Below are 13,702 nucleotides of genomic sequence, written 5' to 3'. Positions count from 1 at the left end.
ACAGGAGGAGGGGCGGTCAGCGGGCGGCGGGTGACCGGCGGATCAGCGCGCACAGATCGGCCACGCGGTGCAGGTTCTCCGGCATCAGGTCCTCGGGGGCGAACTCGACGGCGAAGCGCTGCTCCAGCCGTTCCACGACCTCGACCATGCGCATCGAACCGAACTCCGGGAGCCGGCTGAGGTCTCCGTCGAAACCGCCGGCCCCGACGACCAGGGCGTCCTCGGACACGTGCAGCACCGCCGCGACGACGGCGCGCACCTCGTCCTGAAGGTCCTCGGGCCGCCGCCCGCCGAACACCTCGGCGTCCGCGCGCAGGGCCTCGCCGGCCCGCTCGAACAGCCCGGCCGGTTCCGCCCGGCCGCGTGCCACCCGGCGGTAGGCGAGGTAGGTGTGCTCGACCACGCCGTCCCACCGCGCCAGGTGCGCGCGCACCGCCTCGCCCCGCCCGCCGCCCGCCAGGTGGGCGGCGTACTCCGCGTGCAGGTGCCGGGCGCGGGCCAGCAGCCAGGTCTCCAGCGTGAACCGCTCCAGGGCGAGGACGCGGTCCTCGTGATCGGCGTAGGCCCGCACATAGGCGTCGATCGCCGCGCCGTCGGCGGGCTCGTGCACCGGTGCCGGGGCGGGCCCCGGCGGGCGGGCGGACAGCCGCACGGTGACGGTGTCCGCCGGCAGCTCCGCCAGCAGGGCGTCCAGTCGACCGGGCGCGTGGACCTGGCGCAACGGGCGGGCCGGGCCCCACGGGGTGTCGTTGTGGTAGGCGTCGGTCACCGTCACGCCGTCCGCGCCGGCCTCGACGAGGAAGCTGTGCTCGACGTGCTTGTGCCCGTGGTACGGCACCCACGGCAGGTGGAAGGCGTCCGCGACGACGTACGCCGGCTCCGCCGCCCCGTCCGCTGCCGTGCCGGGCGGCCGCGTCCCGTACTCGTCGACGGCCAGGCCGAGCAGTTCCGCGGCCGCGGCGAGCTGGCCGGCGACCGTGGGCTCGACGGTCGGCAGACCGCCGGGTCCGCGCGGGGCCGGGGCGAAGCGCAGGACGGCGCCCAGGCGCAGATGGGTGTCCGGGCCGTGGTGACGGTCGGCGAGGACGGCCAGGTTGGCCTGGAGGCAGTCGAGCAGCGGGGCCCGCACCTGGGGTGCCGGCAACGGGTGCGGCCCGGCCGCCGCCGCGGCGTCCTGGGGGAGGACGGTGGTCATGCCGGGCCTCCCGCCGCCGTCAGCGGTCCGTCCTCGATGCGGGCCAGGCCGCGCACCGCGTCCCGCAGTCCCGCGGGGTCGGGCGCGCTGTCCGCCAGTTCGCCGGCCAGCAGCTGCTGGTAGGCGCCGAGGTCGAGGTAGCCGTGTCCGCTCAGGCAGACCAGCACGCCGTCGGGCAGGTCGCGCGCCTCCTCCCCGGCGGCGAGCCGGGCCGCCACGGCGAGCGCGTGTCCCGACTCGGGGGCGGGCAGCACCGCCTCCGAGAGCGTGAACCTGCGCCCCGCCTCCAGCGCCTCCACCTGCCCGACGGCCACGGCCTCCACGTCCCCGGAGTGCCGCAGCGCCGAGACGAGCTTGGCGGCGCCGTGGTAGCGCAGCCCGCCGGAGTGGGAGTCGGGGATGCGGTAGTCGCTGCCGATGGTGTACATCGCCTCGCGCGGGCCGGTGCCCGTCGCGTCGGTCTTGTCGTACGCGTACACGCCCTGGCTCAGCTTGGGCGAGGCGGCGGACTCGGCCGCCACCAGGCGCGGCGGCTCGGCGCCGGCCGCTCGGGCGGAGGCGAGGAACGGCAGGGCGATGCCGCCGAAGTTGGAGCCGGCGCCGACCGCGCCCACCACCGCGTCCACCGAGGTGCCGGCGGCGGCGAGCTGCTCCTCGCTCTCCAGGCCGATGACCGACTGGTGCAGGATGCTGTACGTCTCGCCGCTGCCGATGCAGAACGCGGCGCCGTCGTGGGTCTGGGCGTACTCGACGGCCTCGCCGATGGCGAGGGAGAGGCTGTTGCCCTGGCTGCCGTCGTCGGCTGCGGCCACCGCGGTCAGGGTGCTCGGGCTGGCGTGCACCCGCGCTCCCAGCATCCGCATCAGCACGCCCCGGTAGGGCTTCTTGGCCAGGCTGGAGCCGACCATGAAGACCGTGCAGCGCAGGCCGAACATCGCGCAGGCCGCGGCCATCGCCGTGCCCCACTGGCCGGCGCCGGTGCCGGTCACCAGCTCGGTCACCCCGGCCCGCTTGTAGTAGTACGCCTGGGCCAGCGCCGTGTTGAGCTTGTGGCTGCCGGAGATGTTGCCGCCCTCGTACTTGACCCAGACCGGGACACGGGCCCCGATCGCCCGCTCGAAGCCGCGGGCCCGCCACAGCGGGGTGGGGCGGAACGAGCGGTACGCCTCGGCGACCTCCTGCGGGATGTCCCAGAACTCCCGGGGCTGGAGGCTCTGCCGCATCAGCTCCATCGGCAGGTTGATGTGGATGCCGGAGCCGGGTGCCGGGCTCTCCGGCGGCAGGTCGGCGGGCAGTTCGGTGGTCAGGTGCGGCAGGACGCTGCGCCAGCTGCCCGGCACCCCGGCGGCGGGGACGGCCGGGGCCGCGGCGGCGCGCTCGGTGACGGGCGCGCTCATCGGGCGCTCCCCGCGGCGGCCGTGGCGGCCGTGGCGGCCGTGTCGACCAGGTCGATCAGGTCGCGCACGGTGGCGAAGCTGCGGCCCACGAACAGGTCGTCGGGCAGGGCCAGCCCCAGGTCGTCCTCCAGGCGGATCAGCATGCCGAGGAAACCCAGGGAGTTGACCTTCAGCAGGGCGCCGTTGAGGGGTTCCTCCTCGGCGATCGTGGCGGGGTCCACGGACAGCCGGGACTCGGTGACGACCAGGCGCCGCACGGCGGCGGCGATGAGGTCGCGCTCCGGCACGGAGGACGCGGAGGATGCGGAGGACACGGACGGTACGACGGACACATTCGGTTCGCTGGACATGCGGGGTGCGCCCTTCTCGGCCCGGGGCGGTGCGCGGGCCGGTTCGATGAGGGGGGAGCGGAAGGAGAGGGGGAGCGGGGCGGGCCGTCAGGTGCGCAGCGCGCCCCGGGCCCGCACCACCCACTGGGTGGTCAGCAGGGAGCCGAGGGCGACCGGGCCGCGCACGTGCAGCCGGCCGGTGGAGATGGACAGTTCGGGGCCCAGGCCCATGGTCGGGCCGTCGTGCAGACGCAGGGAGCCGTTGACGATCAGCGCGGCGGCGTCCACCGCGCCGGTGTAGGCCGCGACCGCCGCCTCGTCGGTGGCGACGATGCCCTCGGTGTGCCCCGAGCCGTGGCGGCGCACGTGGGCCACCGCCGCGTCCAGGCCGTCGACGACGTGGACACCGATCGCCGGTTCCAGCACCTCACGGCCGAAGTCGTGGTCGGCCAGCGGCTCTTCGTACAGCCCGTCGGCCGCCGCGCCCTCCGGGTCGGGCAGGGCCGGCAGCGACGGGTCCGTGCGCAGCGTCACCGGCCCCGCCCAGCGGCGGGCCGCCTCGCGCAGGTGCGCCACGAAGTCGCCGGCCACCGCGCGGTCGACCAGGACCAGTTCCAGGGCGTTGCAGGCGGTCGGCTCGGTCATCTTGCTGTTGAGGGCGATCGACGCGGCCAGCGGCAGGTCGGCGCTGGCTTGCACGAACAGGTGGTTGACCCCGCCGCCGCTGGCGATGACCGGCAGCTTGCCCGCGGTACGGCAGTAGTCGACGAGCGACGGCCCGCCCCGGGGGACCAGGACGTCCACGGCGTCCGGCCGGGCCAGCAGCCAGCGCAGCTGGGAGCGGTCCGGGTCGTCCAGCACCGTGGCCAGCGCCTCGGGCAGCCCGGCCTGCGCGCAGGCGGCGCGGATCGCCTCGGCCAGCTCGGCGTTGGTCGCCGCGATCTCCTTGCCGCCGCGCAGCAGCACGGCGTTGCCGGTGGCGACGCACAGCAGGGCGCCCTCGATGGTGGCCGTGGGCCGGGCCTCGTACACCATGAGGACCACGCCGAGCGGCTTGCGCACCTGGCGGCGGCTGCCCCAGGTGCCGGCCGGACTCTCCGGGCCGGGGGCGGTGACCTGCGGCAGCGCCTCGTGCACCTGCTCGGTCAGCCGGGTCAGCACCTGAAGATGGGCGTCGCCGAGCCGGAGCCGGTCCACCAGCGTGGGCGGCAGACCGCGGGCCTCGGCGGCGGCGACGTCCTCCTCGTTGGCCTTGCGGATGCGGGACCAGCGGGTACGCAACTGGTCCGCAAGCCGCAGGCAGTACTCCTGATAGGCGGGGTCCCCGACGGCGGGCGCCTGCACGCAGGCCGCACGGGCCGCGCGGGCGGCTTCTTCGATCATGATTTCCCTACCACATGAATTGGCCGCCGTCGACGATCAGCTTCTGCCCGGTGACGTACGAACTGCGGGAGTCCACGAGGAACTCCAGGGCGTCGGCGATCTCGGCGGTGGAGGCGATTCGTCCTTGCGGGATGTGGCGCAGCACGGCTTCGCGTGCCGCTTCGTCGTCCAGGCGGAACCTGGTGACGACCTCGTCGGTCCAGGTGAAGCCGGGAATGAGGCAGTTGACCCGGACCGCCGGCGCCAGTTCCAGGGCCAGACACTTGGTGAGGTGCAGCAGGGCCGCCTTCGCGGCGCAGTAGGCGGCACCGTCCGTGCGGGGACGCAGGCCGGTCGTCGCGCCGATGTTGACGACGCTGCCGCCGGCCTCGTCCAGCATGTGCGGGGCGCACGCGTGGGTGAGGTTCAGGGCGCCGAAGAGGCTGGTGCCGATCACCGTGTGCCACTCGGCGGGGGTGCTCTCCAGGAAGGGCCTGTCGATGTTGACGCCCGCGTTGTTGACCACGACCCGCGGCGGCCCGTACCGCTCCACCGCGTCCGCCACGGCGGCGCGCACGGCGTCCGGGTCGGTGACGTCGGCGCGGACGGCCCGGACGGCGGGGCCGAGGGCGGCCTCGGCGGCGCGGGCGGCCGACTCGTCGGCGACGTACAGGGCGACGACCTGGTGGCCGCGGCGGGCCAGACGCTCGGTCAGGGCCCGCCCGATGCCCCGGGTGCCGCCGCTGACCAGGGCCAGGGAGCCGGCGGCGACCCTGCCGGTGACCGGGGCCGGTTCGGTGGCGGTGCTCATGCCTCCCCCGCCCCCGCCAGCACCCGGGCGCGGTCGACCTTGCCGGTCGCGCCGAGCGGCAACTCGTCCAGGACCCTGATCAGTTCGGGGACCATGTAGACGGGCAGCCGGCCGCGCAGCGCCCGGCGCACCCGGTCGGTGAACTCGTCCTGCGGCACGGCGGCGTCCTCCGGTACGACGTACGCCTCCAGCCGGTCCCGGCCGCCGGGGCCCCGGCCGACGCCGACCACCGCGCCGCGCACCCGCGGCAGGCCGCGCAGCACCACCTCGATCTCCTCCGGCTCGATCCGGAAGCCGCGGATCTTCACCTGCCGGTCGACGCGCCCCAGGAACACCAGGTCCGCGCCGGCCCGGGAGACCAGGTCTCCGGTGCGGTAGTACACGCCCTCGCGTCCCGGGAGGGTCACGAACCGCTGGGCCGTCAGGTCCGGGCGGTTCAGATAGCCGCGCGCCACGCACACCCCGCCGAGGTACAGCTCGCCACTGGAGCCCGGCGGCACCTCACGGCCCTCGGCGTCCAGCACCACGGCCTCGTGGCCCGGCACACAGGTGCCGATGGGCACCTGGTCCCCGCCGTCCCAGCCCTCCCGGATCCAGTACCGGGTGGCCGCGATCACCGCCTCGGTGGGGCCGTAGCCGTTGCACAGCGGCACATGGGCCAGCGGGCCGGACGTCCACCGCCGCAGCACCGCCGCGCTGGGCGCCTCCCCGCCGAAGAACACGGCGCGCAGTCCGCTCAGCAGCTCGACGTCCCGGGCCGTCAGCTCCTCGCCGAAGAACGTCTCGAAGTAGGCGGTGGTGCATCCCACGTAGGTGACCTTGTGCGCGCGCACCCGGGAGAAGAGCTGCGGACCGGTCCACAGCGCGGCACCGCGCAGCAGCACGGTGCCGCCGGCCACCAGACCCGCCCACATCTCCATGACGGTGGCGTCGAAGGCGGGCGCCGAGAAGGACAGCAGCACGTCGTCGTCGGCGAGGCCGTACGCCTCCACCGCGCCCGCCAGGTGCGCCGCCAGCGGCCCGTGGTCCACGCACACGCCCTTCGGGGTGCCCGTCGAGCCGGAGGTGTAGATCACGTACGCCTGGTCGCCGGGGCCGGGACGTCCGGGCAGCGGGCCGTCGTCCGGCGCGGCCTCCGCGATCGCCTCGGCGACCCGGAGGACCGGCGCCCCGTGCAGCCGGGCCGGGACCCCGGTCCCGCCGGTGGCCAGGACCAGCGGTGCGCCGGTGTCCGCGAGCACATGCCGCTGACGTTCCTCGGGCCACGCCGGGTCCAGCGGCGTCCACGACGCCCCGGCCAGCCAGCAGCCGAGGACGGCGGTCATGAACCGCTCGTTGCCGGGGCCGAGCACCCCCACCACGGCCCCGCGGACCGGCCCCCGGGCGGCCAGCGCCCGCGCCACGGCCTGTGCGCCGTCCCACAGCCCGCGGTAGCCGAGCCGGGCGTCGCCGCAGATCACCGCCGTACGGTCCGGGGTGCGCCGGACCCGTTCCTCGATCGCGTCCAGGGTCGTCGGCAGGTCCGTCCTGTCTGCCATCGCTCACGCACCCCCGTCCACGTGGGCGGCGAGCGCGCGGACGGTCGGCCGGCGGAAGAAGTCGCCGATCGACGGGGGCCGGCCGGTGGTCTCGCGCAGTGCCGCGATCAGCTTCAGTACGTCGAAGGAGTTGCCGCCCAGGGCGAAGAACGACTCGTCGGGGCCGCTCGGCGCGGTGGGGAGCAGCGTCGCCCACAGGTCGCGGATCAGGCGCTCGGACCCGGTCGGCTCCCACCCGGCCGCCGCCCCGGCGGGCTCGGCGGTGCGCAGCCGGCCCGCCTGGAGGGCGGTCGTCAGGGCCGTGCGGTCGACCTTGCCGTTCGGGGTCAGCGGCACCGCGTCGATCAGCCGCACGTGCCGCGGCAGCATGTAGGAGGGCAGGATCCGCTCCAGATGGGCGCGGACGGCCGGCTCCTCGGGCGCCGCCCCGCCTGCCGGGCGCACGAACAGGCACAGGGCGGCCTGTTCGCCGCTGCCCAGCACCGCCGCCACGGCCTCGCCCACCTCGGGCAGGCGTTCGGCGGCGGACTCCAGCTCGCCCAGCTCCACCCGGTGCCCGCGCACCTTGACCTGCGCGTCGCGGCGGCCGAGGAAGACCAGCGCGCCGTCCTCCGCGAGCAGGGCCAGGTCACCGGTGCGGTAGACCCGTGCGGTGGAACCGGGCGGCGCGTCCGGCGCGGGCAGGAAGGCCGCCGCGGTGCGCTCGGCGTCGTTGATGTAGCCGACCGCCGGGCACACCCCGCCCAGGTACAGCTCGCCCACCGCGCCCGGCGGCACGTCGCGGCCGTCCGGCGTGAGCAGATGGGCGTCCACGCCGGGCACCGGACGGCCCACGGGGACGTGGTCGTGCGCGGGCAGGTCGTCGCCGCGCACCACGTGCCAGGTGACCGCGGTCGTCTCGGTCGGCCCGTACAGGTTGACCAGTTCGCGTCCGGTGTCCCGGGCCAGCAGCCGGCGCAGCCGCTCGTCCAGGTTGAGCTGCTCACCGGAGACACAGACGTACCGCACGGTGGGCAGGTCCAGCCCGGCCTCCTCGACCGCGCCGGCGAACGCCCCGGCCACCGCGACCGGCAGGTAGACGTGGGTCAGTTCCTCCCGCTCGGCGAGGCGGGCCACGGCCGTCAGGTCCCTGCGGTCCACGGCGCCGAGCCCGACCACCGTGCCGCCGCAGGCGAGCGTCGGGAAGATCTCCTGGTAGGAGACGTCGAAGCCGAGCGGCGCGTACTGGAGGAACCGGCTCCGCGCGTCCATCCGCAGTTCGCGAAGCTGCCAGTGCAGCAGGTTCACCAGGGGGCCCTGGCCCATGTGCACGCCCTTGGGGCGGCCGGTGGAGCCGGAGGTGAACATGATGTAGACGGGGTCCGTGCCGTCCGCCGCCTCCGGGGCCGGCGCCGTACCGGCCTCGGCCTCCAGCAACGCCGGGGTGGCGCGCGGCGGCCCGTCCGGCACCGCGTCCCGGTCGCCGATCACGAAGCGGCAGCCGGACCGCTCGATCATGTAGGCCAGCCGTTCGGTGGGCAGCGAGGTGTCGAGCGGCAGATAGGCCGCGCCGCGCCACAGCACGGCGAGCATCGCCACCACGGTCTCCACCAGGTCGCCCGGGACGACCGCCACGGTGTCGCCGCGGCCCGCTCCGCGCCCGGCCAGCCCGGTGGCGGCCCGCTCGGTGCGCCGCAGCAGCTCCGCGTAGGTGACCTCCGCCCCGTCCGGCTGCCGCACGGCGACGGCGCCGGGGTGGCGGAGCGCGGCCTCGCGCACCAGGCCCAGCAGACCGCCCGGCGCGTCGGTGTTCCCGGCGGCGCCCCGCCGCAGTACCCGGGCGTTCGTGCAGCGCCGCACGCTCAGGCCGGACAGCAGGCTCGCGGTGCCCGCCGACGGCGTCTCGACCGCGCGCAGCAGCAGCTCCCGGTACTCGGCCAGGAAGCGCCGCGCGTAGGAGGCGGGCAGCAGGTCCTGGTCGTGGTCCAGCTCGATCCGCAGGCCGTCCTCGACCGCCGTCGCGCCCAGCCACAGGTCGAACTTGGCCGAGCCGTTCTCCAGGATCTCGATCCGGCCCTCGATCCACGGCATCAGCGCCACCCGGGTGCGCAGCTCGTCCTGCATGGCGAACATGCACTGGAAGACCGGGTTGCGGTTGCCCGAACGCTCCGGGGCCAGCCGGGACACCAGGGCGTCGAACGGCACGGACTGCCGGGCCCGCGTCTCACGCACCGTCGCCGACACCGCGCGGCAGTGCTCCTCGAACGGCACGTCGCGGGCGGGCAGCGCCATGGGCAGCGTATTGACGAAGAAGCCGCACAACTGGTGCGAGGCCACCGTGCGCCGGGTGGCGAACGGGCTGCCCACCAGGACGTCCCCGGTGCCGGCGTAGTCGCCGAGCAGCAGCGCGTAGCAGGCCAGCAGCAGCGCGTACGGCGTGGTGCCCAGGTCGCGGGCGGCCCGCTCCACGCGCGCCCGCTCCGTCCGGTCCAGCTGGAGCCGCAGCCGCTCCGCCCGGTGGGCGGTGTCCTGCGGCCGGCCGGGCACCGGGTACAGCGTGGTGGGGGCCACGCCGGCCAGTGGTCCGGCGAGCGCGTCGGCCTCCCCGGCGGCCACCGCCGCCCGCGCCGCGGCGCACTGCGCCGTCAGCTCCGCGCGCAGCGTCCGCTCCCGCGACCGGGCCAGCGCGGCCGGGTCCTCGGTGTCCCCGTCGGCGGCCGCGCGGCCCAGGGCCAGCCGGTACCCGGCGCAGATCTCGTCGACGAGGACCCGGACGGACACCCCGTCGCTGACGGTGTGGTGCACCGTCACCAGCAGGGCCGACCGGGCGGGCGTGCCGGGCGCGGACGTCAGCAGCCGGAACCGGCCGAGCGGCGCGCGGGACAGGTCCAGCGGCAGCCGCACGAACCGCTCGGTCTGCTCCTCCAGCCAGCTCTCCCACGGCGTCGTGCCGCCGTCGTGGGAGAGCGTCTCCCAGGGCAGCGGGACGTCCCGCGCGATGCGGGCCTCGGGGCCGTCGGGGCCGGTGCGGAACTCGGTGCGCAGCGCCGGCTGCACCAGCACCAGCCGCTCCAGGGCGGCGTGCAGCGCGTCGGCGTCCAGCTCCCGGTCGAAGACGATGCGGAAGCTGTTGTTGTAGAGGTCCTTGCGGGCGGCGGCCTCCTGGATGAACAGCAGGCTGCGCTGGGCGTCGGTCAGGGGGAGCACGTCGCCGTGCCCGTCGGTCCGCGTCGCGGACGTCTCCTGGCGCAGGTCGAGGGCGGTCACGGGCGCGGCCCGCCGTTCCACCGGCCGACGAACTCCGTCAGGTCGCCGACGGTCACGAGCCCTGCCAGGTCGTGCGGCTCGATCTCCTGGTTCTCGTCCGCCGCCAGGTCGGTGATGATGCGCAGCAGCAGCAGGGAGTCGACGCCGAGGGCCGTCAACTCACTGGTCTCGCTCATCGGTTGGTCCCCGACCCGGCGGGTGATGGAGGCCAGGACGTCTGTGGTGGTCGTCATGCGGAGCAACCGCCCTTTCTGCGGGATCCGGCTTCGGTGACCAGCACATCAGCCCGTCCTAACGATCCGGTCCTCACCGGCTACCGGGTGTCCGGACACCCCCGCCGACCTGCGCGGCTAGTGATCCGGTAGCCGTCGGTGAGCGAGACGTCAGGCGCCGGTGGTGAGCTTGCTGCGCATCCCAGGGGCGGCTTCGCGGCCCGCGACGAGCCGGCCGCGCCCGCCCTCGCCCCCGCCCACAGGCCCGCCGGGCCGGAGAACGGAGAGCGGAGCATTGGCAACCCCACAGGACCTGATCGAACGACGCACCGCGCCGCCGGCGTCCGGCGGCCCCACGGTGCACGGCCTCCTGGACGAGGCCGTGGCCCGGACCCCGCACCACCCGGCCGTACGGGACGCGAGCGGCGCCTGGACCTACGCCCAACTCGCCGACCAGGCGGACCGGTTCGCCACCTGGCTGGCCGCCCGTGGTGTGGGCCGCGGTGACCGCGTCCTGCTCCAGCTGCCCACCGGCCGGCCGCTGGCGGCCCTCTTCTACGCCACGGTGCGGCGCGGCGCGGTCTTCGTGCCGGTGCACCCGGCCATGAAACCCTTCCACCTGCGGTCCGTCGTCGCCGACGCCGGCCCCGCCCTGGTCCTGACCGACACCGAGGGCGTCGCCCGCCTGCGCCCCCTCACCGACGCCCCCGTCCACGACATCGGCGATGTCCTCGCCGAGACGGCGTCCGTCGCCCAGCCGGCGGCCCTCGCCGGCACGGCCGCCCTCGCCGAGCCGGCGCCCGAGGTCCGCGCCGACGACCTGGCCACCCTCATCTACACCTCCGGCAGCACCGCCGCGCCCAAGGCCGTGGCCTGCCCGCACGCCGCCGTGGTGTTCGCCTCCACCGCCCTGGTCGAAGCCCTGGGATACCGCTCCGACGACGTCGTGTTCTGCCGCTTCCCGATGTCCTGGGACTACGGCCTCTACAAGGTGCTGATGACCTGCATCGCCCGCTGCGAGATCGTCCTCGCCGACGGCGACTCGGACTTCACCGTGCTGCGCCGCATGCACGACACGGGCGCGACCGTGGTGCCGCTCGTCCCCTCCTACGCCTCGATGATCGTCTCGCTGGCCCGCCGCCACCCCGACCAGCGGCCCCCCGTCCGGATGTTCACCAACACCGGCGCCGCGCTGCCCGCCGCCACCGCCGACGCCCTGCGCGCCCTCTTCCCCGGCGCCCGCGTGGTGCGCCAGTACGGGCAGACGGAGGCCAAGCGGATCACCGTCATGCCGCCCGAGGAGGAGCACGAGCGGCCGCTCAGCGTCGGGCGCCCCCTGCCCGGCACCCGTGTGGACATCGCCGGGCCCGACGGCGAGTCCCTGCCGCCCGGCGTCACCGGCGAGATCGTCGCCACCGGACCGCACGTCATGAGCGGCTACTGGCGCAACCCCGGGGCCACGGCGCGCAGCTTCCGCCCCGACCCCGCCGACCCGGCCGTCACCCGGCTGCACACCGGCGACTACGGACACCTCGACGAGGACGGCTACCTCTACTTCCAGGGCCGCCGCGACGACATGTTCAAGCGCAAGGGCTTCCGTATGAGCACCGTGGAGATCGAGACCGCGGCCCTCGACATCCCCGGCGTGCGGGCCGCCGCCGCGCTGCCCCCGGACGACCGCCACGACCTGACCCTCTTCGTGGAGAGCGACCTCGACGAGCGCACCGTCGTCCGGGAACTGATGGAACGTCTGGAGACCGCGAAGATGCCCGCCCAGTGCCGGGTCCTGGCCGAGTTCCCGCTCACCCTGCACGGCAAGAACGCCCGGCGGGACCTGGCCGCCCTGATCGACGGAGAGCGCCCGTGACCGTCCGCCCCCACCACCGCGACCTCGCCGACCGCTACGGCACCCCGCTGTACGTCTACGACCGGGCCCGGGTGCGCGCCGCCCGCCGCGACCTCTTCGGCTGCCTGCCCGAGGGCGTGGAGGTCTACTACGCCTTCAAGGCCAACCCGCATCCCGACCTGGTCCGCGCCCTGCGCACCGGCGACGGGCCCGCCTGCAAGGCGGAGATCAGCTCCACCGGCGAGCTGGCCACCGCCCTGGAGGCCGGCTACCGCGGCGAGGACATCCTCTACACCGGCCCCGGCAAGACCCCCGGTGAACTCGACGCCGCCGTCCGCGACGGCGTGGGCCTGTTCTCCGCCGAGTCCCTGTCCGACCTGGAGCACATCGGCCGCGCCGCCCTCCGCCACGGCACCACCGCGCGCTGCCTGCTGCGCATCAACAGCGTGACGGCGAGCGCCGCCAGCGGGGTGCGCATGACCGGCAAGCCCACCCAGTTCGGCATCGACAGCGAGACCCTGCCTGAGACCGCCGCGGCGCTGACCTCCGTGCCCGGCACGTCCGTCGAGGGGCTGCACCTGTTCTCGCAGAGCAACGCCCGCGACGAGGAGAGCCTCCTGGCGGAGTTCCGGCACACGCTTCGGACCGCCGCCCGCATCCAGGACGAACTCGGGGTGCGGCTGCGCGTCCTCGACATCGGCGGCGGCTTCTCCGTGCCCTACGGCCGGACCGGGGAGCGGGCCGCCTACCCCAAGCTGCGCGGCGAACTCGCCGCCGATCTGGACGTGTTCTTCCCCGGCTGGCGGCAGGGCCTGCCGCGGATCGCCGTCGAGTCCGGCCGCTACCTCGTCGGAGACAGCGGCCACCTCGTCACCGCCGTGAGCAACGTGAAGACCGGGCGCGGCCACACCTTCGCCGTGTGCGACGCCGGCATCAACGTGTTCGGCGGCATGTCCGGCCTCGGCCGCCTGCTGCCGGTCTCCGTCGAGGTCCCGGTGGAGGAGGAGAGCCGGCAGGTCACCCTGGCCGGCCCGCTGTGCACCCCCGGCGACGTCCTGGGCCGGGGCGTCACCGTCCCGGCGGACCTGGCGCCCGGCGACCTCCTCGCCGTGCCCAACACCGGCGCCTACGGGCCCACCGCCAGCCTGCTGATGTTCCTCGGCCGGCCCAGCCCCGTGGAGGTGGTGACCGACGGGGAGGAGACCGTCTCCGCCACCCGTATCGAACGCACCCGCGTCCCCTACGCCGCGGAGCACGCGCATGACTGACCTGACCCGGGCCGCGGGCGGCCCCCCGGACCGCGCCGGGGCCACGGTCGTCGTCACCACCGTGGCCTCCGACTCGCACACCTGGAACCTCGTGTTCCTGCAACTGCTGCTGGAGGAGCTCGGCTTCGACGTCGTCAACCTCGGCCCGTGTGTCCCCGACGAGCTGCTGGTGCGCCACTGCCGGGAGATCCGCCCGGCCGCCGTGGTGATCAGCAGCGTCAACGGGCACGGCGCCCAGGACGGGCTGCGGGTCATCCGCGCGCTGCGCGAGGACAGGCTGACCGCGGACCTGCCCGTCGCCATCGGCGGCAAGCTCGGCGTGGACGGCGGCGCCACCTCCCACGCCGACCGGCTGCTCGCCGCCGGGTTCGACGCCGTCTTCGAGGACGGCCGCGACTCCCTGACGGCGTTCCGCCGCTTCCTCAACGGCCTGGACGCCGGGGGCGGCACCGCGCTCACCGCCGACGAACAGATGGGCGTCCCGGCGTGACCGCGCCC

General features: G+C 75.3%; 11 protein-coding genes. 3 read left to right on the top strand and 8 right to left on the bottom strand.

The window, feature by feature from the left end; all coding sequences use genetic code 11:
* Positions 1 to 16: 16 nt before the first annotated feature.
* From ABZ915_RS41680 to ABZ915_RS41645, 8 genes are all read right to left on the bottom strand, one after another.
* Positions 17 to 1,195 (bottom strand): acyl carrier protein, encoded by a 1,179-nt coding sequence (locus ABZ915_RS41680; protein ID WP_361814329.1) that lies wholly within the window; start codon positions 1,193 to 1,195, stop codon positions 17 to 19.
* A complete protein-coding gene (locus ABZ915_RS41675; protein WP_361814327.1) occupies positions 1,192 to 2,592 on the bottom strand; it encodes a TrpB-like pyridoxal phosphate-dependent enzyme in 1,401 nt (466 codons plus the stop codon). Before ABZ915_RS41675 ends, ABZ915_RS41680 begins: the two co-directional genes overlap by 4 nt.
* Entirely contained in the window at positions 2,589 to 2,942 is a 354-nt protein-coding gene (locus ABZ915_RS41670; RefSeq protein ID WP_361814325.1) for an acyl carrier protein, read from the bottom strand. Before ABZ915_RS41670 ends, ABZ915_RS41675 begins: the two co-directional genes overlap by 4 nt.
* Positions 2,943 to 3,029: 87 nt before the next feature.
* Complete coding sequence (locus ABZ915_RS41665) at positions 3,030 to 4,304, bottom strand: glutamate-5-semialdehyde dehydrogenase (protein ID WP_361814323.1); 1,275 nt, start codon at positions 4,302 to 4,304, stop codon at positions 3,030 to 3,032.
* Positions 4,305 to 4,311: 7 nt separating this feature from the next.
* The gene (locus tag ABZ915_RS41660; RefSeq protein ID WP_361814321.1) at positions 4,312 to 5,094 is read right to left on the bottom strand and encodes an SDR family oxidoreductase; all 783 of its coding nucleotides are present in this window, start codon (positions 5,092 to 5,094) and stop codon (positions 4,312 to 4,314) included.
* Positions 5,091 to 6,632, bottom strand: a complete 1,542-nt coding sequence (locus ABZ915_RS41655; protein ID WP_361814319.1) for an amino acid adenylation domain-containing protein — start codon at positions 6,630 to 6,632, stop codon at positions 5,091 to 5,093. The genes ABZ915_RS41660 and ABZ915_RS41655 overlap by 4 nt, the downstream gene beginning before the upstream one ends.
* 3 nt (positions 6,633 to 6,635) lie before the next feature.
* Entirely contained in the window at positions 6,636 to 9,899 is a 3,264-nt protein-coding gene (locus ABZ915_RS41650) for an amino acid adenylation domain-containing protein (RefSeq protein WP_361814317.1), read from the bottom strand.
* Positions 9,875 to 10,111: an acyl carrier protein gene (locus ABZ915_RS41645; RefSeq protein ID WP_361814315.1), complete on the bottom strand. Its 237-nt coding sequence runs from the start codon at positions 10,109 to 10,111 to the stop codon at positions 9,875 to 9,877. Before ABZ915_RS41645 ends, ABZ915_RS41650 begins: the two co-directional genes overlap by 25 nt.
* Positions 10,112 to 10,448: 337 nt before the next feature.
* Here ABZ915_RS41645 and ABZ915_RS41640 point away from each other — a divergent pair, with 337 nt between their 5' ends.
* Genes ABZ915_RS41640 through ABZ915_RS41630 form a run of 3 tightly spaced genes read left to right on the top strand, consistent with a single transcriptional unit; the run spans position 10,449 to position 13,694 of the window.
* On the top strand, positions 10,449 to 11,957 hold the full coding sequence (locus ABZ915_RS41640; RefSeq protein WP_361814465.1) for an AMP-binding protein: 1,509 nt from the start codon (positions 10,449 to 10,451) through the stop codon (positions 11,955 to 11,957).
* Positions 11,954 to 13,204 (top strand): type III PLP-dependent enzyme, encoded by a 1,251-nt coding sequence (locus tag ABZ915_RS41635; RefSeq protein WP_361814314.1) that lies wholly within the window; start codon positions 11,954 to 11,956, stop codon positions 13,202 to 13,204. The genes ABZ915_RS41640 and ABZ915_RS41635 overlap by 4 nt, the downstream gene beginning before the upstream one ends.
* Positions 13,197 to 13,694 carry a cobalamin-dependent protein gene (locus ABZ915_RS41630; protein WP_361814312.1) on the top strand — a complete coding sequence of 166 codons (498 nt, stop codon included), beginning with the start codon at positions 13,197 to 13,199 and terminating at the stop codon, positions 13,692 to 13,694. Before ABZ915_RS41635 ends, ABZ915_RS41630 begins: the two co-directional genes overlap by 8 nt.
* Positions 13,695 to 13,702 lie beyond the last annotated feature (8 nt).

It is taken from the genome of Streptomyces sp. NPDC046915, assembly GCF_040644935.1.
Taxonomy (GTDB): domain Bacteria; phylum Actinomycetota; class Actinomycetes; order Streptomycetales; family Streptomycetaceae; genus Streptomyces.
This window is presented reverse-complemented; position numbering and strand designations above follow the sequence as displayed.